General features: G+C 39.4%; 20 protein-coding genes. 1 reads left to right on the forward strand and 19 read right to left on the reverse strand.

What is annotated here, in order from left to right; all coding sequences use genetic code 11:
* Positions 1 to 40: 40 nt before the first annotated feature.
* The 16 genes from HMPREF0877_RS04530 to HMPREF0877_RS04605 all read right to left on the reverse strand — a co-directional run bounded on the left by HMPREF0877_RS04530 (position 41) and on the right by HMPREF0877_RS04605 (position 17,413).
* Positions 41 to 2,500 (reverse strand): phosphoketolase family protein, encoded by a 2,460-nt coding sequence (locus HMPREF0877_RS04530; RefSeq protein WP_002828061.1) that lies wholly within the window; start codon positions 2,498 to 2,500, stop codon positions 41 to 43.
* 149 nt (positions 2,501 to 2,649) lie between these two features.
* The gene (locus HMPREF0877_RS04535; RefSeq protein ID WP_002828063.1) at positions 2,650 to 3,381 is read right to left on the reverse strand and encodes a GntR family transcriptional regulator; all 732 of its coding nucleotides are present in this window, start codon (positions 3,379 to 3,381) and stop codon (positions 2,650 to 2,652) included.
* 82 nt (positions 3,382 to 3,463) lie between these two features.
* Positions 3,464 to 4,885, reverse strand: coding sequence for a DHA2 family efflux MFS transporter permease subunit (locus HMPREF0877_RS04540; RefSeq protein ID WP_040760569.1), 1,422 nt, complete (start codon positions 4,883 to 4,885; stop codon positions 3,464 to 3,466).
* Positions 4,886 to 4,907: 22 nt separating this feature from the next.
* The gene (locus HMPREF0877_RS04545) at positions 4,908 to 5,576 is read right to left on the reverse strand and encodes an HD domain-containing protein (protein WP_002828065.1); all 669 of its coding nucleotides are present in this window, start codon (positions 5,574 to 5,576) and stop codon (positions 4,908 to 4,910) included.
* Between the two features lie 21 nt (positions 5,577 to 5,597).
* Positions 5,598 to 6,143 (reverse strand): hypothetical protein, encoded by a 546-nt coding sequence (locus tag HMPREF0877_RS04550; protein ID WP_131474164.1) that lies wholly within the window; start codon positions 6,141 to 6,143, stop codon positions 5,598 to 5,600.
* Between the two features lie 171 nt (positions 6,144 to 6,314).
* Positions 6,315 to 6,809: an aminoacyl-tRNA deacylase gene (locus HMPREF0877_RS04555; RefSeq protein ID WP_002828067.1), complete on the reverse strand. Its 495-nt coding sequence runs from the start codon at positions 6,807 to 6,809 to the stop codon at positions 6,315 to 6,317.
* Positions 6,810 to 6,986: 177 nt separating this feature from the next.
* Positions 6,987 to 8,468 (reverse strand): ABC transporter substrate-binding protein/permease, encoded by a 1,482-nt coding sequence (locus tag HMPREF0877_RS04560; RefSeq protein WP_002828068.1) that lies wholly within the window; start codon positions 8,466 to 8,468, stop codon positions 6,987 to 6,989.
* A 16-nt stretch (positions 8,469 to 8,484) separates the two neighbouring features.
* A complete protein-coding gene (locus HMPREF0877_RS04565; protein WP_040760584.1) occupies positions 8,485 to 9,216 on the reverse strand; it encodes an amino acid ABC transporter ATP-binding protein in 732 nt (243 codons plus the stop codon).
* A gap of 180 nt (positions 9,217 to 9,396) precedes the next feature.
* On the reverse strand, positions 9,397 to 10,881 hold the full coding sequence (locus HMPREF0877_RS04570; protein WP_002828070.1) for an ABC transporter substrate-binding protein/permease: 1,485 nt from the start codon (positions 10,879 to 10,881) through the stop codon (positions 9,397 to 9,399).
* Positions 10,882 to 10,897: 16 nt separating this feature from the next.
* Positions 10,898 to 11,629, reverse strand: a complete 732-nt coding sequence (locus HMPREF0877_RS04575; RefSeq protein ID WP_002828071.1) for an amino acid ABC transporter ATP-binding protein — start codon at positions 11,627 to 11,629, stop codon at positions 10,898 to 10,900.
* 164 nt (positions 11,630 to 11,793) lie between these two features.
* On the reverse strand, positions 11,794 to 12,057 hold the full coding sequence (locus HMPREF0877_RS04580) for a hypothetical protein (protein WP_002828072.1): 264 nt from the start codon (positions 12,055 to 12,057) through the stop codon (positions 11,794 to 11,796).
* A gap of 13 nt (positions 12,058 to 12,070) precedes the next feature.
* Positions 12,071 to 12,304, reverse strand: coding sequence for a hypothetical protein (locus HMPREF0877_RS04585; RefSeq protein WP_040760587.1), 234 nt, complete (start codon positions 12,302 to 12,304; stop codon positions 12,071 to 12,073).
* Between the two features lie 236 nt (positions 12,305 to 12,540).
* Positions 12,541 to 13,389 (reverse strand): aldo/keto reductase, encoded by an 849-nt coding sequence (locus HMPREF0877_RS04590; RefSeq protein ID WP_002828074.1) that lies wholly within the window; start codon positions 13,387 to 13,389, stop codon positions 12,541 to 12,543.
* A 230-nt stretch (positions 13,390 to 13,619) separates the two neighbouring features.
* Positions 13,620 to 15,047, reverse strand: a complete 1,428-nt coding sequence (gene araA, locus HMPREF0877_RS04595) for an L-arabinose isomerase (protein ID WP_002828075.1) — start codon at positions 15,045 to 15,047, stop codon at positions 13,620 to 13,622.
* A 35-nt stretch (positions 15,048 to 15,082) separates the two neighbouring features.
* A complete protein-coding gene (locus tag HMPREF0877_RS04600) occupies positions 15,083 to 15,787 on the reverse strand; it encodes an L-ribulose-5-phosphate 4-epimerase (RefSeq protein WP_002828076.1) in 705 nt (234 codons plus the stop codon).
* A 6-nt stretch (positions 15,788 to 15,793) separates the two neighbouring features.
* Positions 15,794 to 17,413, reverse strand: coding sequence for a xylulokinase (locus HMPREF0877_RS04605; protein ID WP_002828077.1), 1,620 nt, complete (start codon positions 17,411 to 17,413; stop codon positions 15,794 to 15,796).
* 344 nt (positions 17,414 to 17,757) lie between these two features.
* Between HMPREF0877_RS04605 and HMPREF0877_RS04610 the strand changes: the two genes are divergently transcribed.
* On the forward strand, positions 17,758 to 18,858 hold the full coding sequence (locus HMPREF0877_RS04610; RefSeq protein ID WP_002828078.1) for a GntR family transcriptional regulator: 1,101 nt from the start codon (positions 17,758 to 17,760) through the stop codon (positions 18,856 to 18,858).
* 233 nt (positions 18,859 to 19,091) lie between these two features.
* On the opposite strand, the gene HMPREF0877_RS04615 is transcribed toward HMPREF0877_RS04610, so the two are convergent.
* The 3 genes from HMPREF0877_RS04615 to HMPREF0877_RS04625 form a co-directional block, all read right to left on the reverse strand.
* The gene (locus HMPREF0877_RS04615) at positions 19,092 to 20,453 is read right to left on the reverse strand and encodes an MATE family efflux transporter (RefSeq protein WP_002828079.1); all 1,362 of its coding nucleotides are present in this window, start codon (positions 20,451 to 20,453) and stop codon (positions 19,092 to 19,094) included.
* Between the two features lie 159 nt (positions 20,454 to 20,612).
* Complete coding sequence (locus HMPREF0877_RS04620) at positions 20,613 to 21,983, reverse strand: sugar porter family MFS transporter (RefSeq protein WP_002828081.1); 1,371 nt, start codon at positions 21,981 to 21,983, stop codon at positions 20,613 to 20,615.
* A 435-nt stretch (positions 21,984 to 22,418) separates the two neighbouring features.
* Positions 22,419 to 24,050: an ABC-F family ATP-binding cassette domain-containing protein gene (locus tag HMPREF0877_RS04625; RefSeq protein ID WP_002828083.1), complete on the reverse strand. Its 1,632-nt coding sequence runs from the start codon at positions 24,048 to 24,050 to the stop codon at positions 22,419 to 22,421.
* Positions 24,051 to 24,099: the final 49 nt, after the last annotated feature.

A 24,099-nucleotide genomic window follows, 5' to 3' on the forward strand; every position in this document is an offset into this window, starting at 1 on the left:
CTTTTATTTTATCGATTCAAACCTGAATCTGATTAGTCGATTACTTGTTTAAAGCAGTCCACTTCCAGTCAGTAAACTCTTCGATATCGCGTCCCTCATTACGAGTAACATCGAAGTGCTTTGCCAAGATAGCATCCATCTTCTCATCAAAGGCCTTTGCTTCATCAGCATTGATTACACCCTTGTCAGCCAAGATGTTTGCAGCTTCCTTAGCTTGGTGGAAACGATCCAACTCTGAGTATACACGCATATCGTAAGTTGTTGTGATGTCACCATCTTCACGGTAACCGTGAACGTGTGCACCTAAGTGCTGACGCTCGTAGAAGATTGACTCAATCAAGTCTTCGAATCCGTGGAAGCCAAACATAACTGGTGTTCCTGATTCACCGAACAATGCAGTAAACTTGTCATCTGACAAGGCACGTTCGTGGTTCATCTTACCATTCTTGTTTAGCAAACGGTGCAATTCAACAACATTGACATAACGCATCTTAACTGCAGGGAATGCCTCGTTGATCAAGTGCAATGCAGCAAGAACTTCGATTGTTGGCTCAACACCAGCTGATGCAAAGACGATATCAGCATCTTCACCTTCAGCAACAGTTGAAGCCCAGTCAATGACCTTAACACCTTCAGTAGCCAACTCTTCAGCTTCAGCAACTGAGAACCATTGTTGACGTGGTTGCTTTGAAGCAACGATGTGGTTGATCTTGTGACGTTCAGTAAATGCACGACCAAAGACAGCCAACAAAGTGTTACCATCGGCTGGCAAGTACTGACGGATAAAGTCAGCCTTCTTCTCAGCCAAGTGTGTCAAGATACCTGGATCTTGGTGAGTGTAACCGTTGTGGTCTTGTTGGAAAGCAGTTGAAGTTGAAATCAAGTTCAATGATGGGTAATCATTACGCCATGGTTGTTCTGAAGCATGACGCAACCACTTGAAGTGTTGTGTAATCATTGAATCAACAACACGTAGGAATGATTCGTATGATGCGAAGACACCAACACGACCAGTCAATGTGTATGCTTCTAGCCAACCTTCAGCTTGGTGCTCTGACAATTGTGCATCCAAGATACGACCTTCATGAGCTTCGTGTTGGTCATTAGGTTCCTTAACCTCTTCCATCCACTGACGGTCAGTAATCTTGAACATCTCCCACAAACGATTTGACATCGTCTCATCAGGTCCGAAGATACGGAATGATGTTGGGTTCAACTTTGAAACTGCAGCAAAGTAAGTTGACAACACGTTCATGTCCATGTTGCGGTTACCATCTGACAATTCAGTTCCGCGGTTGTCAGCAGTCACTTCGTTAGTAAAGTCCTTCCAGTTTGGCAATGCCAAATCAGTAGGTTCTTCACCACGACGACGACCACCATTAGCAACTGGATTAGCAGCCATACGCTTGTCACCCTTCGGTGCCATTTCGGCAACTTCTGCCTTCAATGAACCATCAGTGTTAAACAATTCGGCTGGCTTGTATGAATTCAACCATTCTTCAAATTCAGGCAAAGTGTCCAACTTTTGTTGTGCCAAAGGAAGTGGCACTTGGTGGGCACGGAATGAATTTTCAATTGGCTCACCAGCAGCGTTATGAGTTGGTCCACCCCAACCCTTTGGCAAGCGAGCAATGATAACTGGCCATGCAGCAACTTCACCATCAATATAGCGGCCCTCTTCACGGGCAGCCTTTTGAATAGCTTGAATGTCTTCGATAGCTTGGTCGAATACCTTAGCAGCCAATTCGTGGTATGCCATGTAATCGTGGATGTCATCATTTTCGATGAAACGTGGTGAATATCCCAAACCTTCAAAGAACTTAGTAATCTCTTCATCACTCATACGTGAGAAGATAGTTGGGTTTGAAATCTTAAATCCATTTAAGTCCAAGATTGGCAATACAGCACCGTCGTTCTTAGGGTTCAAGAACTTGATTGAGTGCCATGCAGTCATTGAAGGACCAGTTTCGGCTTCCCCATCACCAACAACTGCGAAAGCAATTTGATCAGGGTTATCCAAAACAGCACCAGTTGCGTGTGATAGTGAGTAACCTAACTCACCACCTTCGTGCAATGAACCTGGTGTTTGTGCAGTCATGTGTGATCCAATTCCACCAGGGAATGAGAAACGCTTAAACAAACGGGCCATACCTTCAACATCTTGAGTGATCTCAGGATAATTTTCAGTATAAGTACCATCCAAGTATGAGTTCGTAACCATAACTTGGCCACCGTGACCAGGACCACCAATGTAGAACATGTTCAAATCGAACTTGTTGATCAAACGGTTAGCATGAGCGTATAAGAAAGTTTGTCCTGAGATAGTTCCCCAGTGACCGATAGGCTTAACCTTAACGTCATCCGCTTGTAGTGGTGTGTTAGTTACTGAAAACAATGGGTTGCTCTTCAAAAAGATCATACCTGCTGAAAGGTAGTTGGTAGCACGCCACCAAGCATCAACCTTTTCTAGATATGCTTTTGAATCAAAATCTACTGCCATTTTGATTAGATCTCCTTTTTACTTTTGAGAAAGGTTTAATCGCAGAAGTTATCTCCTGGATTACAATTATTATAATAACAGATTTCCAAACCAGGTACAATAAAAAACTCCTAATTGGACCGTCCCAATTTGTGACATTGAATTTTCCGTTATTCACCATCTAAACTAACGAAACTATTGTAACGCATGTACTCGTAATGAACGCGCATTTGTCCAACTTCAAAGGGGGTACCATCATCTAAAAAGTACACACCAGACATCACACCAACCGGTTCCGTCGGCTTTAAGTTTAAATATTGTTGATCTTCTTCACTAGAAGGTTCTGCTGTGACAGTCATAAATGATTTGGTGACTGCTTTATTGGTTGTTTGCTCAGCATACTGAAACATTGAATGGGTCATGTCCTCAGCTGTTAGCATTGGTAATAGCTTCACTGGCACAACCGCATTTTCAATCATAAATACTTTATCCTGCAACGTACGCAAACGTTTAATACGATAAACCTCTTCATCTTGCTCTAAAAATAAGGCTTCTCGGTCTTCCTCATTTGCAATTTCTTTTTCAAAAACGAGCAATTTAATTGCTGGCGTTTCTCCTTTAAAACGAAATGAATCAGAGACACCTAAATTTTGACCAACCGCATGAAACATACCTTGATTTTTTAGATAGAGCGGATTAACAAAGGTTCCTGATCCACGTTTTTTGAAAATGATGCCTTGTTGCACCAACACCGTTAATGCTCTTTTGATCGAACTTCGTGAAACACCATATGAACTAGCTAATGACCGCTCATCTGGTAACTTTAGATCCGGGAATTCTTGCGCATTGATACGCCGGTTTAAATCATTGAGCACTTTTATATAGAGTACTTCCTTAGCCATTTTGAACCTCCTGTTCACTACAAGTTCTAATCATAACATAAAAGTGGTCCAACCAAAATAAGGTTGGACCACTTTGATAAATTTATTCAGTTTCACCGTGTACATGACGATCATCAACAAAATCCTGACGGTTTCGTAACAAACTAGTCAACAACAAAGCAAGGATAACTAACCCTGTTGCTATCCAAAACGCCACATGTATCCCATTTAAATCCGCTGATACTTGTGTATGACCTGCCTTTACACTAGCAGAGGTTAACCCATAAGCAGTAATCAGAGCGGCGGTACCAAATGATGCGGCAACTTGCCGGATCGTCGTATAGACAGCAGAACCATCCGGTACCATATTTATTGGTAATGAATTAAAAGCTTCTGTCTGAATAGGCATTGTCACCATCACAAGACCTAACTGACGAATCAATTGACCAAGGGCCGGTAACCACAACGGTGAATTCAATTGTAAGTTAGCCAAAATAATTGTTCCCAAAACAACAATTCCTAAGCCAATCGGTGCTAGGCGTCGGGCACCAAATTGATCGTACCATTTACCGGATATTGGTGACAAAATAGCTGTGATCAACGCACCAGGCAATAGCACCAATCCAGAAATCAAAGCTGATTCACCACGTACTGTTTGCATATATAAAGGTAACATCAACGCACCACCATACAAGGCACACATTAAGACCACATTGATAATCGTAGTAATTGTAAAATTATGATACTTAAACACATTAAAGTTTAGCAATGGATTTTTCGCATGCGTTTGTTGATAAACAAATAAAGTGGTTACTAAGAGTCCAACAACTAAAAAGCCCCATACGTTTGGGCTGGTCCATTGACCATCCCCGGCATTTGAGAAACCATACAATAAACTTCCTAACCCAACACTTGATAGTAAGACACCCAAAAAGTTAAAGCGTAAGAATTTTTGCGTGCCAATATTCTTTAATAGGAAAAAGGCTAAAATCAAATCTAAAAAGATAAACGGTGCAATTCCCCAGAATAACCACCGCCAAGAATGATTGGAAACAATAAATCCAGATAATGTCGGCCCAATTGTGGGTGCAAAATTCAATGCTAACCCAATAATTCCCATGGCCTCACCACGACGATTAGCTGCAAAAATGTTCATTACCACAACATTCATTAAGGGGCCAAAAATACCAGCACCAGCTGCTTGCACCATACGTCCTAGGATTAAAGTAAAATAAGTTGGCGCAAATCCTGAAATCAGTGTCCCAATTGCAAAAACCAATAACGCACTAAGATATAGGGTTCGCGTTTTTAAACGTTGGATTAGAAAAGCAGTCAATGGCACCATAATACCATTCACTAACATGTACCCATTGGTCATCCACTGACCAAGTGCAGTGGAAATTTTAAAATCCGCCATGACTTGTGGTAATGCCGTATTCATTAATGTTTGGTTTAAAAAGCCCAGAAAAACGCCGACCATTAATATTAATAGCACACCACGTTCCTTTTTTGATATCGTATTCACATCCACACTCCTATGTTATAAATTAGTAATCCTTTTGTTGCCACTCTAATTCAAATTGTGTCACAAATTCGTGCATCAGTTTGTCTCTTTTCTCACCAATCCGCTTACCCTCATCCGTATTCAAATAATCTTTTAGTAAAAAAAGCTTCTCATAAAAATGATTCATGATTGTCTCACCATCCGCCTGACGATACTCAGCCTTTGTTTTGACTTGTCGTGGCTTAATATCTGGATTATACAATTCATGTCCATGCGCAACGCCATATTGAATTACGCGAGCAATCGCAATGGCCCCAATGGCGTCTAGACGATCTGCATCCTGGACAATTTGTCCAGCTAAGGTCAACGGTACCGGGTGACCAAACCGTTGTTTACTCCATGACATATTATCAATGATTGTAAAAATTTCTAATTGTTGTGCTTGAGATACGCCAATTGTTGTTAACATATTAACAACCTGCAACTTTGCTTCATCGACATCATCAAATAATTTATCATCATAAGTATCATGTAAGACAGCAGCAGCTTGTGCAATAAATGCGTCAGCCGTTGGTTCCGTAGTTAGAATGTGTTGCGTCATGTTAAGTACCCGCAGAATATGGGTCATATCATGACCAGTTTGATCTGCAGTTAATAGTTGTGCCGTAAAATCAGTAATCGCTGCTAATTGTTTGTCTACCTGTTCATCCATGAGCGTCCTCCGTTAAAATCGTTAATCTAAAATTTTTGCTATGATCAGCATTAAAAGACTAATCCCCATATCAATCAGCCAAACTAATCCTAACCAATAACCAGCCGTTTCAACAATTAGCCACGGATCCGAAATAAAAAGTCCCACAACTAACCCTATCAAAAGTAACAACAAGCTGTAATAAAGAACGCCATGCCCAACGTTCAGCCAGTCTGCACGGCTAAGATTCATCGCTAAATTTAGATTAATTACAATAACTAGCCAAACCACCAAGCGCCACCACGGTACCTGACTAAAAATCTGCCAGCCAACAGTTTGCACGTGGAACACTTGTGGCCAAAGTAACTGTGTTATTATCCCGGTTAATAAGGTAATGCCAATAATCGGTGCCAACCCAATAAAAAAATTTCCTAACTGTTGATACTTATTTTTTGGTTGCCATGAATGGGCAACATAACCTAATCGATTTTCTTTGTCCGACTGAAACGGGTTAATCAATAATACTAATCGATTGATTTTATGACCAAATAACAGTGCCATACCTGCGTGAGATAATTCGTGAACCATTATCCCTAACCAACTAAATATTATTGGTGCATGGTACCCAAATCGATTGACGAGATGTTGATTAGTTCGCATGGTAATTGCAGACAGACAAAAGCTAGCAATCAGCGGCAACAGTAAAAAAATAAGAAATAAATACAGCACAGTATGCCAAATAACTACGCCTGACATAAACTATTCAACCGTACGAATATCAGCAAATTTTGCATGTACAAATTCGGCTAAAGTCTCCGCATCAATACGAATCGAACGGCCAACTTCACCTGCTGAAATCGTAATCGTTCCAGCTTCCTTAGCACTGTTATCAAAATAAATTGGGAATTTCTTAGTTTGCCAAATTCCAACAGGGTTATTCGCACCATGTATATAACCTGTTGTCCTTTGCAAATCCTTGGTTGGAATCATGTTGACCTTTTTATTACCAGACACCGCTGCTAACTTTTTTTCATTTAAATGGTTATCAACTGGTACAATGCCAATTACTGGTCCAGTCACATTGCCATCCAACGCCAATGTCTTATAAATATCATGATCTGTCAGCCCATAAGCATCTAACTCTGCTTGGTTACGATTCATCCCACCTGAAAAAACAATGGTTTCATAAGGGATATTGGCCTTATCTAAGATTTGTTCAACAAGAATTTTCTTAATGCGTGCTTTCTTTGCCATCTTGTCTCTCCTTCATTCTCTATCCTTTTTAATATACGCCATTCTTTTCACTTAGAAAAGTAAACCCTACTTTAAAGAAACAGGTAAGCAAAAAAATTCCTATCACGACACTTATAAGAAATTTCGTGATAGGGGATTTTAATAATTCACATTGTGTTGACTACACTATATCTTTAACTAACCCAATGTTTTATCAGATTTACGTAATTTCTTTTCAAACAAGTTCAACAACCGGCTGATACCGAATGTCAAAATAAAGTAAATTGCTGCCGTGATAATTAATGGTATAAATGGTTTGAAAGATGCTCCTTGAACCACTGATGTTTGGAAGGTCAACTCACCAACACCAATGACCGAAACAACTGAACCTTCCTTAATAACCGTCACAAACTCATTACCTAAGGCTGGCAAAATATTTTTGATTGCCTGTGGTAAGATCATGTACCGCATCGTTTGATTTTTCGTAAAACCAAGCGAACGTGCTGCTTCAGTTTGTCCTGTTGGTACGGCTTGAATCCCTGAACGAATAATTTCCGCCACATATGCTGCTGAGTTCAAGAACATCGCAATCGCACCAGCTAAGAAACTTGATACATGCACACCAATTGCTTGGGTACCAAAGTAAACAATAAATACTTGAATCAACAAAGGCACCCCACGGACAGCTTCAATGTATGCAGACGCCAACCATTTAAATGGTTTGATTGATGATAGTTTCATTAGGGCAAATAAGATACCCAAGATAATACCAAAAAAGACACCAATCACAGCCAACCCAATTGTATATAGGGTTCCCTTCACAAAATATGGGGCATACTTCGAAGCGAAGGATTCTTTTTTATTCATCAATTTAATGGCCTTGTCCTGCATTTTTTGCAATGGCGCACCAATAATATGATCATCTAATATCTTGTTAACTTTTGCCTGGAGTACTGTCGCATTTTTGTTCATAACGACTGATGAACCGTTCGTAATACCTGGTAATTTTGCCGGTGACACAGCAAACTGATTACTTTGTTCCAAGTAGCTCTTAGCAGTTGTACTTGCAACAACTACACCATCAACTTTTTTCTGCGTTAATTGTGTGACTTCATCAGTGATTTTCTTTAATGAAACCACCTGTTTATTCGAAATTTCATGTGCCAAATCGTCTTGTTTAGATGAGACTTGCGCTGCTAATTTTGCGTGACGAATTTGCTTCAACGTTGTCCATTTATTTTTGTTTTGCTTCAATGTTAAGACAACATTCTTATCGACAAAGTAAGGCTTTGAAAAGTTAACTTCTTGTGCACGTTCTGGTGTCTCAGTCATTCCCGCAACAACGATATCAACTTTACCAGTCTTTACAGCACCTAACAAAGCATCAAAACTCATCTCTTGGATTTCTGTTTTAACGCCCAATTGCTTACCAATTTCACGAGCCACATCCATGTCAAAACCAACAATCTTATCTTGACCATTTTCAGTTGTGTGGAATTCATAAGGGGCATAGTCCGCTGAAGTTCCAACCACTAATTTACCAGATTTCTTAATGCGTGCTAAGGTTGGATCCGTTTGATCAGCATTTATGGTATGAACATCCAAAATCCCCATACCACTACTAATCATAAGACCAAACGCCATTACCATCATGATGAGCTTTTTCATCCATTTATTCATGATTTAATTTCCTCTCTTACAACATCTTTGCTAAGAAATTTTGCGCACGTTCTGAATTAGGATTTTCAAAAAAGCCTGTTGGATCATCATACGCCGTCATTTCACCATCACTCATAAACCAGATTTTTGAAGCAACTTCACGCGCAAAGCCCATTTCGTGAGTAACCACTAACATGGTCATTCCTTCTTGAGCTAACTCACGCATCGTTTTCAATACTTCACCAACCATTTCTGGGTCCAAGGCAGAAGTTGGTTCATCAAACAACATAATCTTGGGATTCATTGCCAATGCACGAGCAATCGCCACACGTTGTTGTTGACCACCAGACAAAGATGCTGGGTAGACATCAACTTTATCAGCCACACCAACCTTTTCTAAAAATTTTCGGGCCGTTGCCGTTGCTTCACTATCAGAAATTCCTTTTACCTTAGTCAAAGCAATTTTTACATTCTCCAAAACCGTCATATTTGGAAACAAGTTAAAACTTTGGAAAACCATCCCCAAATCTTGACGAATCTTATCAAGACCAGCTTCACTCGCTTTAGTAATATCTTGATCGTCAAAAATCACTGCTCCTGAAGTTGGGTGTTCTAACATATTTAGCTCACGTAATAAGGTCGACTTTCCAGTACCAGAAGGACCTAGGATTGCAATCACATCCCCTTCTTCAACTTGGGCATTGATTGACTTTAAAACTGTATTTTCACCATATTCTTTATGTAAATTTTTAATCTCTAGAATTGCCATATTTCTACTCCCATTCATTACTGACCAATAAATATTAACAGTAATTGAAAGTATATGCAATAAATTCCTCAAAAAACCCTTAAAATTCTATTTTTTATTCAAAAAAACTAAATATATGCGTAAAATAGCGTATACATTCAGTTTCCTAATTAATATGAAATTTTTAAACAAACGATTGTTTTATCCAAACGACTTATCTGATTTATGTAATTTCTTTTCAAATAAGTTCAGTAAACGACTAATGCCAAATGTCAAAATAAAGTAAATCGCTGCTGTAATAACTAATGGTAAGAACGGCTTAAATGATGCACCTTGCACAACTGATGCTTGGAAAGTCAATTCACCAACACCAATTACTGAAACAACAGATCCTTCCTTAATAACCGTCACAAACTCATTACCTAAGGCTGGCAAAATATTCTTGATGGCCTGTGGCAAAATCATATAACGCATCGTTTGATTTTTCGTAAAACCAAGTGAACGAGCAGCTTCGGTTTGACCATCGGGTACCGCTTGAATTCCTGAACGAATAATTTCTGCCACATACGCTGCTGAATTCAAGAACATCGCAATCGCACCAGCTAAGAAACTTGAAACATGAATGCCAATCACTTGCGTTCCGAAGTAAACAATAAAGACTTGGATTAGCAGTGGCACACCACGGACAGCTTCAATATAAGCAACTGCTATCCACTTCAATGGCTTAATTGATGACATCTTCATTAGTGCAAATAATACACCCAAAACAATTCCGAAAAAGACACCAATTACAGCCAAACCAACAGAATACTCAGTACCCTTGATAAAGTAAGGAGCATACTGTGTTATAAACGATTCCTTCTTATTCATCTGTTTGATTGCTTTATTTTGCCAACGATGCAATGGTGCCCCAATAACATGAGCTTTTAAGATACCATCAACTTTTTCTTTCAAGACAGGCGCATTTTTGTTCATCACAACCGAAACAGCATTTCCTGTTTTGATTGGCAGCACTGCTTTAGTGATAGCGAATTGATCACTTTGATCTAAATAACTTTTGGCTGTCGTTTGAGCAACAACGACTGCATCAACTTTTTTCTGACTTAACTGTGTCACCATATCCGTCACTCTTTTAACGGACACAATTGGCTTACTTGTTAAATCGCCCGCTAAGCTTGCCTGACTAGAAGAAACCTGAGCACCTAGCTTGGCATTCTGTAGTTGTTGTAGGGTAGCAAATTTATTTTTATTTTGCTTCAATGTTAAGATAACGTTTTTATCGTTATAGTATGGTGTTGAGAAGTTAACTTCTTTTTTACGTTCTGGCGTGCTAGTCATTCCGGCAATAGCCATGTCGATTTTGCCAGTTTTAACAGCGCCCAACAACGCATCAAAACTCATATCTTGAACAACTAGTTTAACTCCTAGATGTTTCGCAATAGTCCGCGCAACATCCATATCAAAACCAATAATTTTGTCCTGACCATTAATGGTTTTGTGAAATTCATACGGTGCATATTCAGCAGAGGTTCCAACCACTAATTGACCTGATTTTTTAATATGCTGTAAGGTCGGATCAGTCTCATCTGCATTAGCACTTGAGACACCAAATATTCCGATACCACTACTAATAAACATACCAATCGCCATTAGTAGCACAATTGCTTTTTTCATCCACTTCTTCATAAATACATTCCCTCTCTTACAACATCTTTGCTAAGAAATTTTGCGCACGTTCTGAATTAGGATTTTCAAAAAAGCCTGCTGGATCATCATACGCTGTCATTTCGCCATCACTCATAAACCAAATTTTTGAAGCAACTTCACGGGCAAAGCCCATCTCGTGAGTAACCACTAACATAGTCATCCCTTCGTCTGCCAACTCACGCATGGTCTTCAACACTTCGCCAACCATTTCTGGATCCAAGGCAGAAGTTGGTTCATCAAATAACATAATTTTAGGATTCATCGCCAATGCACGAGCGATGGCCACACGTTGTTGTTGGCCACCAGACAAAGATGCTGGATAAACATCAATCTTTTCAGCCACACCAACTTTTTCTAAAAATTTTTGCGCTGTTGCCGTTGCTTCACTGTCAGAAATTCCTTTTACCTTAGTCAAAGCAATTTTCACATTCTCCAAAACCGTCATATTTGGAAATAAATTAAAACTCTGGAAAACCATCCCCAAATCTTGACGAATCTTATCTAATCCTGACTCAGTAGCTTTGGTAATATCTTGATCATCAAAAATCACCGCCCCTGAAGTAGGGTGTTCTAACATATTTAATTCACGCAGTAAGGTCGACTTACCAGTACCAGAAGGACCTAGGATTGCAATCACATCCCCTTCTTCAACTTGGGCATCAATTGACTCCAACACTGTGTTTTTACCATATTCTTTGTGTAAATTTTTAATCTCTAGAATTGCCATATTGCTACTCCCGTTCTTGTTGATGAATAAATATTAACAGTAAATGAGAATTTATGCAATAAAAACCCAATAAATTACTTAAAAAACTTTAATTTATACAAAAATAGCGAATATATGCAAAGTGTTATGCACATATTCACTATATATTGTATAAAATTTAATTTTTAAATCATTTTTTGAGACTCATCGAAAATAATTTTTTTAGTTGTTGCTACCAACGTTGCCATATAAGGACGACCCAATGTCATTGATTCACCCTTATTATTCAACAAAAATTCAAAATCAGCTAATTTCAACATTGCTTGATAAACTGAATCACGATCTAGTGTTGCGGCTGGATGCTTAATTTTGATTACTGATAATTTTTTGTTCGTGTCTGTTGCTTGTTGTCCTGGCGCCAAAAATGATAATTCTAGTACTTGATTCATATTGCGTGCCTCCTTAATTACTAGTAATAGCTGAACTAAATAAGTGCGCCTTTGTATCAACAGTTGTTATTGTCTCAATGACAACCTCTGCACCCAGTTGTAACATCAACTGGGCTAACTGGGTCAATTCATTAACTGTCGTCCCTGGCTTCACGTAAAATTGACGGCTTGTACCAACACCTTCATTTGTTTTACCAACAATCTTTACCTTCAACATATTTTCAGGTAACCGCTTCTTATCTACCATATATTTCATCCTCGTTCCTTTCGCTTTTCGAACGGCCATTCGATCATCAGCTAAGCGCTGACATCTATACTAACGAATTAAGTCGGACAAAATGTCACATTTTTATTTTAAGTGAAGATGCGAGACAGCATAAACTTTAGAGATAAGTAGTTAATTGTAGACCAAAAAAGCCATCAATCCATTCGTCGATAGATTGATGACCTTAAACTGTGTACCTTACTGTAGATCAAAGATAATTAATGGTGTGGATACTGACGACCACGTTCGTAGACTTGTTCAGGCTCTTGGCTAATCCGTGTAAAATTATTTAACGCATCAATTGCCGCAACCTCTTCCACCGTTAGTGAGAAGTCATAAATATCAGCATTTTCAATAATTCGTTGTGGATGAACAGATTTTGGAATAATACTAGTTCCATGTGCCAAATGCCAGCGAAGAACTACTTGCGCTGGTGATTTACCATATTTATCTGCAATTGAACCAATGGTTGGTTCAGCCAATACTGAGCCACGCCCCAAAGGCGCCCAAGCTTGTGTCACAATATTATTTTCTTGTAAGAAATTGCGTAGCTCAGGTTGAACAAGATGTGGATGATTTTCAATTTGGTTTACTACTGGCATTTCATTAGCTTGGGTTGCTAAATATTGTAAATGGATCATCCCAAAATTCGATGTCCCCAATGATTTGACCAGTCCCTCAGCCTGTAAACGTTCAAAAGCACGCCAAGTATCAAAAAATTGTTCATGCAATGGCCAATGCACCATTAATAAATCGACATAATCCATCTGTAGATCCTTTAAGGACTGCTCAACAGATGCTAAGGTTTGATCATATCCTTGATTAGCCTCAGCTACCTTGGTCGTTACAAAATAATCTTCACGAGGCACACCTAATTCACGTAAACTGTGACCAACTTCAGCTTCATTTTTATACATTTGTGCGGTATCAAATAAACGATAACCAGCTTCCCATGATGCTTTAATGACCTCTGTTAGGTTATCTTGATCAGTTACTTTATATAATCCTAACCCTTGCTGTGGCATCTGATAGCCATCCGCTAATTGCAACTTTGTTGTAATATCCATCTTATGATTTGTACCCCTTTTAACTGAAGTTTAGCATGCCATTAATCTCAATTTCCTCAATAGCATCATAACAGATAACATAAAAAGTCAGCAATAATATGTTTTTAGAGCATATCATTACTGACAATTTACATGAGAGATTTTATTTTATATTGTTAACTTTTATATGAGATTTTAGGTTTTATTTTTTGATTTTATTATTAGGTTAGAAATTTTAAATTAATGAATGATTAGTCTTTGATATCAACGTATGTCAAACCAAACATCTTTGACAAATCTGACAATTGTTCTGAATCGATATCAAATGATAGTACAGTATGGTGTCCACCACCAAGTGTCAACCAACCAACTGAACCATCACGCAAACCTTGCTTTGGTGTCCACAATTGCTTAGCAACTGGTAGCAATGGCATTTCTGCTTCAGGCTTGTTACCACGTACGTCATATGACATCAACTTGAACTCATCACCATAGTCTGCAAGGGTTGCGTCAACCGCATCACCTTCCATACCAGTGAATACCAAACGTGCAGGATCAGCCTTGTCACCAATGTCCAATGGGTGAACTTCAACACGTGGCTTGTCTGAAGCGATTGTTGGGTCAACTTCAAGCATGTGTGATCCAAGGATAGCTTCATGTCCCTTACGCAAATCAAGCGTGTAGTCTTCCATGAAGACAGTGTGCTTGTTGTGTGACATGATCTTCATCAAGCGATCCAAAGCGGCTGTCTTCCAGTCACCTTCACCAGCAAATCCATAACCTTCAGCCATCAACAATTGTGATGCCAAACCTGGTAATTGCTCTAGGCCGTACAAATCTTCAAAGTTATCAGTGAAGGCTGTGTAACCATGCTCATCCATGAAGTGCTTCAAACCGAAGTACTCACGGATTTGATACTTCACACTGTGCTCAAACTTTTCTGGTGAGTTGTCACCAACAACAAAGTCATAAACTTTTTGTAGTTCTTCATACTTTGCATCGATGTCTTCTTCGCTAACGTTGTTAACGGCTTCAACCAAATCACCCATTGCCCAGTAATCAACACGCCAACCAAACTTGATTTGTGCTTCAATCTTGTCACCATCAGTAACGGCAACATTACGCATCTTGTCCGCAAATGAAGCAACCTTGATCTTGAATGACTCGTTGTATGCAACAGCAACGTCCATCCACTTACCGATCTTAGTTTGAACATCTTCATCAGCCCAGTGACCATAAACAATCTTGTTGTTTAATTGCAAACGAGCATTGATAAATGCGTATTCACGATCACCGTGAGCTGATTGGTTTGCATTCATGTAGTCAAAGTCGATGTCATCATATGGCAATTCTTCTAGGTATTGTGTTGCGAAGTGTAGCAAAGGCTTTTGTAGCAATTGCGTACCACGGATCCAGTTCTTTGCTGGAGAGAATGTGTGCATCCAAGTAATGACTCCGGCAACAGAATCATCATAGTTAGCTTCCTTCATAACACCAGCAATATTCTCTGAAGTTGTTGCAACCAACTTAAACTCTACTGGGTAAGGCAAGTTTCCTGATTCGTTCAACTTGTCAACGATATCCTTAGCGTCAGCTTCAACTTTGTCTAATACTTCTGGACCATAAAGAAATTGTGATCCTGTGATAAACCAAAACTTGTAATTCTCTGTGTTAAACATGTTCTATTTCCCCCTGAAATATATAATAACAACGACTAGTCCTTAGACTTTTGACCATAATACGCATTTGCACCATGCTTACGCAAATAATGCTTGTCCAACAACGTCTGTGAAACATGGATGTTGTGTGGGTTTAACATAATTGTGTGGTAAGCCATTTTTGCTGACTCTTCCAACACAACTGCGTTATATACTGCTTTATCAGCAGATGGTCCCCACGTGAATGGTCCATGATCTTGTGCCAAAACGGCTGGCACAGCCATTGGATCAATACCACGCTTCTTAAACGTTTCAACAATAACATTACCTGTTTCAAGCTCGTATTCACCATTGATTTCCTCATCGGTCATCTGGCGAGCTACTGGCACATCACCGTAGAATGTATCTGCATGTGTTGTCCCAGCAGCTGGCAAGTCAATCCCAGCTTGGGCAAATGATACTGCCCATGGTGAGTGCGTATGCACGATCCCACCAATTTCTGGGAATGCCTTGTACAAAACACGGTGCGTTTCCGTATCACTTGATGGGTTAAGATCACCCTCGACAACCTTACCATCAAGGTCAACAACAACCATATCTTCTGGCTTTAATTCATCATATGGTACCCCTGAAGGTTTAATGACAAACAAGCCACTTTCACGATCAATTTCAGAAACGTTTCCCCAAGTAAATTTAATCAAGCCATGCTCTGGCAAGGCCATGTTAGCATCATAAACACGTTGCTTAACGTCTTCTAACATTATTAATTAATCCTCCTTAGATGTCTCAACTGGCATCTTATCAATTGCTTCTTGTTCAATTGATAGACCAGCTTTATATTGATCCATAAACTTACCAAATCCAGCTACATCTTCTGGGTCTGGCTCAATCGTCGTACTTTCTTGAGACTGGAATACTTCATCTTCTAGGTAATCAGCAAGTGATTGACCATCCTTGTGGCTGACAACGAATTGTGACAAAACTGCCATTCCCCAAGGGCCACCCTCACCAGCGTTCTTCATTAAGGTTACGGGTGTGTCCATAACTCCAGCTAAAATCTTCTGAGCAACAACTGGTGTTGTGAAGATTCCACCTTGAGCAACAACTGAGTCCATGGCAACCTCTTCCTTTGCCAAGACATCCAAACCAATCTTCATAGCACCAAAGGCACTATACAAATGCATACGCATCAAGTTGGCGAGCGTGAACTTAGCATTCGGTGTGCGAACAAATAATGGACGACCTTCATCCATACCAGTAATGTTCTCACCTGAGTGATAACCGTAGCTTAACAAACCACCAGCATCTGGATCTGACTTCAAAACACTGTTGAACAATGCGCTGAAAATTTCACCACCAGTAACAGTTGCGCCAATGGCAGCCGCAAATTCAGTAAAGACACGAGCCCATGAGTTGATTTCTGATGTACTGTTATTAATGTGCACCATGGCAACTGGTGATCCATCAGGTGTCGTCACCATGTCAATGTTCTCGTTAACTTGAGATAGTTCCTTTTCCAAGACAACCATGGCAAATGCTGAAGTACCTGCGGATACATTCGCTGTACGCTTCTTAACTGAGTTCGTTGATACCATCCCTGTACCAGCATCCCCTTCAGGAGCTGCAGCAATAGCACCACTCTGCAAATTACCAGAAGGATCAAGCAACTTCGCACCAGCTTCAGTCAATTGACCAGCTTCTTCACCAGCTAACTTAATTGTTGGCAAGATATCTCGTAACTGCCACAAATATTGTTGCACTGACTTGTATGAGTTGAACTTATCCATCATCGATTGGTTATAATCATGCGTCTCTTCATCGATTGGGAAGATTCCTGAAGCATCACCGATACCGATGACTTTTTCACCAGTCAACTGCCAGTGAACATAACCAGCCAAAGTTGTTAAGAAACTAATTTCCTTAACGTGTGTCTCTTGATTCAAAATTGCTTGATACAAATGAGCAATACTCCAACGTTGTGGAATATTGAAATCAAATAATTTCGTCAATTCTGATGCTGCTTCACCAGTAATTGCATTACGCCATGTACGGAACGGTACCAATGATTTATCATTCTTATCAAATACCAAGTACCCGTGCATCATCGCTGCAATTCCAAATGATGACAACTTCGTTACTTGAACATCATATTCATCCGCAACAACTTCCGTTAAATTCTTATATGCGCTTTGTAATCCTGACCAGACATCTTCCAAAGAATATGTCCAAACACCATTTTCAAGCTTGTTCTCCCAATTATGACTACCAACTGCAATTACTGATGAATCAGATGCAACTAACACTGCCTTAATACGAGTAGAACCAAACTCAACACCCAAGGCTGCTTGCCCTGTGGTAATTTGTTCTTGAATCTGTTCTTTATTCATTAATCTGTTCCCTTCAAATGAGAATCAAAGTTATTTTTTGTAACCGTTTACAAGTATTATAATAAATCATTTGTGCGGACAAATCAAGCGAAAAGATAAAAATTTGTACGCATAATTCCATACATCTTTTAAAAACATGATAATACCGCTATTTATAGCAAATAATTTTTTGTTTATTTGCTCAATAATTCACCATAACAAGGTACTTGTTTGACCATAGGTTATGCTTCATTGCTAAATATCACCATAAACGACTCAATATCAGTGATAAATAGCTTTTTAACCATGTGATTTTTTTGTATAATGAAACTATTATTACGTTTTAGAAATGGAGCTATCAAAACATGGACACGAAATACGACATTGTCAAGAAAGGGCTCCGCAATGATATTATTTCTGGCAAGTTTGCGATTGGTGATAAATTACCAACCGAAGCAAACTTAACTGAACAATACAATGTGAGCCGTTATACTGTAAGACGAGCCACTGCGGGATTAGAACAAGAACATTACTTATACCGTATCCAAGGGGATGGGATGTATGTTAATGATTGGAAGAAAATTCCAGCTGCAAAAACAGAAAACAAGGTCATTGGTGTCATTACGACGCATTTAGCTGACTACATTTTCCCAGAAATCATTAGTGGTATTGACCAAATAATTTCTGATGCTGGTTATGCTTTATTTATCAGTAATACCCATAATACATTTGATCGCGAACGACGCAGTCTACTGAGAATCATTGAAACAGGGATCAGTGGCTTAATCATTGAACCAACCATGTCTGCATTACCCAATCCCAATCAAGATTTGTACGATCAAATCAAACAGTTACATATACCAACCGTCTTTATTAATTCTAAATACGAAAGCTCAGACTTCAATTATCTAGAAGTCAATGATATTGATTCTGAAGCGCAACTCGTCCGCCACCTAATTGCGCAGGGTCATAAAAGAATTCTGGGTGTATTTAAAGTTGATGATATTCAGGGGGCTCATCGTATGCAGGGCTTTTACAAAGCTTTTCAAACGCAGCCAGATTACGCGCTGGATAGCAATATCATCATGTACCAATCTGATGATGAAGAAAATAATGCGCTCATCTTGAATAAAATAGAGAGCTATTTAGAATCACCGCATCGACCAACTGCTTTAGCTTTGTATAATGATTCGTTAGCCATTCAAGCCATTGACTTGGTTAAATCGTTGGGATTCAGAATTCCTGAAGATGTTGCTATCGTAGGTTTTGACGACTATAGCTTGTCAACGTACATGACTCCTAGCTTGACCACAAACCGGCACCCAAAACGAAAGATGGGCCGAGATGCCGCACAAATTCTACTTGATCTTATCGATGGCCAACCTGGCCACGACGTGATTTATGAACCTGACATAATCGTTCGGAACTCGTCCGCAACGCCGTTAATTTCAGATGATAAAGACTAAAAGATAAAAAAGAAGAGGCTGGGACAGATGTTGTCTCAGCCTCTTCTTTTTGTGCTAAAAGATATTAATTAAACGCATGTTAGTTTGACAACATAAACGCGTTCCAAAAGTCTGAAGCCTCAATGTAACGCAATTTACGCAATCCCTGTCCTTCGCTTTGCTACGGCCAAAAATTGCGTAAACCACGTTACACACCGGCTTCAAACCGACTTTTGTCTCGCTCTCTTTTTGATTTAATTTAATTCCTCTTCTACTGCTACTGGTTTAATTAATTGACGTAATCGTTTGACCATTCGTAACCATGCTGGTACCAAGAACAATAATGAACCTAACCAAGCCAATGGATTTGCCAAACTAGCTCCAAAGAATCCTAACCAACCAACTAAGGCAAATGCGGTGATTGTTCGCATGACCATTTCACCCATCCCCGCAAACGTTGGTGTTCGCACATCGCCAAGTCCTTGTAATGTATACCGTAAAACAAATAAGGTACTCAAAATGAAATAGAATGGCCCATTTGCCCAGAAAAACTCTTGTGCTAAATCCATCACTTCATGTTGGCCGCCACCTACGAACAATGTCACTAAAATACGACCAAAAATAACTTCAATGGCACCTAAAACAAAACTCATACTAATCGACATCTTCAAGGAGCTCTTAACACCCTCTAAAATACGATCATATTTACTTGCACCAAAATTTTGAGCGGTATACGTTGCCATTGCCACACCAACCGACATCAATAATTGGGTACTGATTTGATCAACTTTCGAGGCCGCAGTATTTGCCGCCACCGCATCAGTCCCCAAAGTATTAACAGCCGTTGCTAATGTGACCGACCCGATGGCAATAATTGATTGCTGAAAACCCATTGGTAGGCCAGCCATCATGTGTTGACGTAAATCACCTTTTTTTAACTTAAAGTCTGACCAGCTCAAACGTAAGGTATCTGTGTACCGGGTAATGTGCCAATGTGAAATAACCACGGTCACAAATTGTGCAAATACAGTTGCCGTTGCTGCTCCCTCAACACCCCAATGGAATTTAAGGATCAACAACAACTCTAATGACACATTCACGATCATCCCAATAATTAAATAATATAATGGCGCTTTACTGTCACCAACGGCTCGTAAGGCATTGGAAATAACATTATATCCCATTGTCATAACCGTTCCGGCTAGAATAATACCGATGAATAGCTTGGCTTCCCCATAAATAGCCGCTGGCATCTGCATGGCATGCATCAAATTGTCAATGAACACTAAACTAACTACTGTTAGGATAAGTGACATAATTAATGCAGCCACAATACTGGCTGCATATGATTCACGAACACCACGAACATTCTGGGCACCATACCGCTGTGCGGTAATAATTGCCATTCCTGAACTAAATCCTTGCACAAAACCCATAACTAAAAATTGAATACTACCTGTTGCCCCTACTGCTGCCAATGAATTAACGCCCAAGGTCTGCCCAACAATCAACGTGTCCGAGATATTATATAATTGTTGAACCATGTTCCCAAGCATTAGGGGAATGGCAAACATTAGAATGACCTTTGCCGGCTTACCACTTGTGAGATCTTGCATGCTTACCGCTCCTTAACTTACCAAATATGTATTAAAATTAAGTATAGAATAGCTTTTATTCGTTTGTCTATTGATAAGTTTGTTTATTTAATAAACAAAAAAACTCGGAAAATATTTTCCGAGTTTTTTGTTTGATTATTAGTTAGATAATCAATTTGATTACTTAGCTTCCTTTTCGGCACCGAACTTTTCGATTTCCTCAAGTGAGTGACCACGTGTCTCTGGTACACGGAACATAACGAACGCAACAGCAACCAAGCAGATAACACCGAAGATAGCGAACACTGCTTCTTGTGACATTGATGCAGTCATAATTGGGAAGATCAAGGCAACCACGAATGAACCAACCCAGTTCATTGATGAAGCCAAACCTGATGCACGACCACGAATAGCTAGTGGGAATACCTCACCAACTAGAACCCAAGTCAATGGTGCCCAAGTAAAGGCATAGAAAGCAACGAAGATACTTAGGAAGACAACGATCATCATTGGATTTGTATCCATAAATGAATTGATAACGGCTGGCAAGATGAATGATAGACCCATGACAGTACCACCCATCATCAACAAACCACGACGGTTAAACTTTTCGGCAATTGCCATGTATAGCAAAGCACCTAGAACCAAGATAACACCTTGGATGATTGGCCATAGCAAGGCGTCTGAAGCGGCTTGACCAGAAGCCTTCTCAACAATTAATGGAATGTAGTAGAAGATTGCGTTAGCACCCATGAATTGTTGGAAGAAGGCAACCATAACACCAGCGATAACTAGGTAACGATAACGACCTTCTAGCAATGAACCCCATGATGTTGACTTTTCAGCTTTTTGCTCGATACGAGCAGTTTCATTAATGGCATTGATCTCGCCATCAATTTCTTCTGGACGGCGAATCCAAGTTAACACTTGATGAGCTTCTTCAACACGACCAGTTTTGATCAAGAAACGAGGTGATTCTGGCAAACGCAACACCCCTAAGAACAAGATCAAAGCAGGAACAGCAGCCAAAGCAAGCATCAAACGCCAAGCAATATGCTCAGGAAGTCCCTTTAGCAAGAAGTCAACGACATATGAAATCAACATTCCAGACACGATCATCAATTGGTTAATTCCTGAAAGACTTCCACGCTTCTCAGCTGGTGCCATTTCAGACATGTATGCTGGCACCAAAGCAGAAGCAGCACCAACGGCAATTCCCAAAAGAACACGGGTGAAGATCAAGTATGCAACACCATTATGAGGTGAAACACCGGCTAGCAAAGCACCAACCATGAACAACAATGCTGAATACAAAACCATCTTACGACGACCTAGGCGGTCAGATAGTTGACCAGCAATCGCACCACCAAACACAGCTCCTAACATCAATGATGATGTAATCCAACCAGTGACTCCTCCACCAGATAGATTCCAGTCACTTTGCAAGAATGGTAATGCACCGGTCATAACACCAATATCGTATCCGAATAGAATACCTCCAAAGGCTCCGAAGAAGTAAATAAATTTACTTGAAATTTTCTTCTCAGACATGAACTAATCCCTCCAAAATCATGTTTTCGACATGATCCTAAACTTAAAAATTTTAAATTGAAAACGATTACGAGTTCCCCAAAACAAAGTTCAAAAATGAATACCTGCAATGATTTAAATCTAATTGAAACTTTGTGAAAATTTGTAACCGTTTTCATCAACAACATTATTATACATATTGTGCGGACAAATTAAAAGAGTTTTGTTCAAAACATACAAATTTACGTACAAATTATTAATGCAAACGCTCACAAATGTCTGTTAAATCGCGGTTTCAGTCCATTAATAAGCTAAATATTAAAATTTTCTAAACACATTGCATATGCACAAAAAAGTCCTACGTACAAATTCGTCAACAGAATTATACGTAGGACGCCATAATGAAAACAAGCCAAAAGCTGGTTTACTTTTCTTGAATTCATTACTAATTATTTTTTACAATGAAATGTTTTTTGCAGCTAATTGTTTTTGTACTTCTGGATGATCCATGAACTCATCATAAGTTGTTTCCGCACGATCAATCACACCTTGGTCAGAAACAACAATCACATGATCAGCAATAGTTTGGGCAAACGTATGATCATGTGAGGTAAAAATCAAACCACCCTTGAAATTAATTAAGCCATCATTCAATGACGTAATTGATTCCAAATCCAAATGGTTAGTAGGATCATCAAGAATAAGGACATTGGCTTTTGTCAACATAAGCTTTGACAACATCACGCGAACTTTTTCTCCTCCTGAAAGGACATCCAATGTTTTCTCTGCATCCTCACCCTTAAAGAGCATGCGACCTAGTAAACCACGTAAGAAAGTATTGTCACTTTCTTCCTTAGATGCAAAATCACGTAGGTAGTCTAAGATTGGGCGTTCAGGATTTGGGAAATTCGTTCCCATATCCTTAGCCAAATAATCTTGGCTAGTTGTCACACCCCAAGTTACACGACCAGAATCAGGTTTTACCTTACCAGCAATAATATCTAAAATCATGGTTGCAGCAACGTCATTTTCAGCCATAACTAAGGCTTTTTCATTTGGATTAACGGTGAATGAAATATTATCCAAAACTTTCACACCATCCACACTTTTAGAAACACCTTCAACACGCAACATATCATTACCAATTTCTCGTAACGTTTCAAAGTTGATATATGGATATTTACGTGATGATGGTTGAATGTCATCAAGCGTAATCTTATCTAATTGCTTTTTACGTGAAGTTGCTTGCTTTGACTTTGATGCATTGGCTGAGAAACGCGCAATGAAGTCTTGCAATTCTTTAATTTGCTCCTCTTTCTTAGCATTTGCTTGTGATTGCAAACGCTGAGCAAGTTCTGATGACTGCTTCCAGAAATCATAGTTACCCACAAAGAGCTTGATTTTACCAAAATCAACATCAAGAATCATAGTTGCAACAGCATTCAAGAAGTGACGATCGTGGGAAACAACGAGCACTGTGTTTTGATAATCTGCTAAAAAGTCTTCTAGCCAAGCAATTGTCTTCGTATCCAAACCATTAGTTGGCTCATCCAAAATCAAAATATCAGGATTACCAAAGAGTGCTTGGGCCAACAATACCTTAACTTTAGTAACTTCGGGCAAATCTGACATTAATGTTTGATGTTGGCTTTCAGGCACACCAATACTTTGCAAAAGTTGTGTTGCTTCTGTTTCAGCCGTCCACCCATCTAACTCTTCAAAACGGGCCGACAATTCACCCACACGAATACCATCTTCGTCGGTAAATGGGTCGTGCAAATAAATTGCATCCATTTCAGTTTTGACATCATATAATTCTTTATGACCTTGCATAACAGTATCCAGCACTGTAAATGCATCAAACGCAAAATGGTCTTGCACCAATGAAGACATACGCTCATTTGGATCCATTGAGACATTACCAGTGGTTGGTTGTAATTTACCCTCCAACACCTTCAAAAAAGTTGACTTTCCAGCACCATTGGCACCAATAATACCGTAAGTGTTACCAGGTGTAAACTTTAAGTTAACATCGTCATATAATTTTTTCCCAGTGAATGAAACTGAAACATTCGAAACGGTTAGCATATTTATTTCTTCTCCTACAAATTATCATTTTATTTTTGCATATAAATTA

Origin of the sequence: Weissella paramesenteroides ATCC 33313 (assembly GCF_000160575.1) — a bacterium.
GTDB classification, from domain to species: domain Bacteria; phylum Bacillota; class Bacilli; order Lactobacillales; family Lactobacillaceae; genus Weissella; species Weissella paramesenteroides.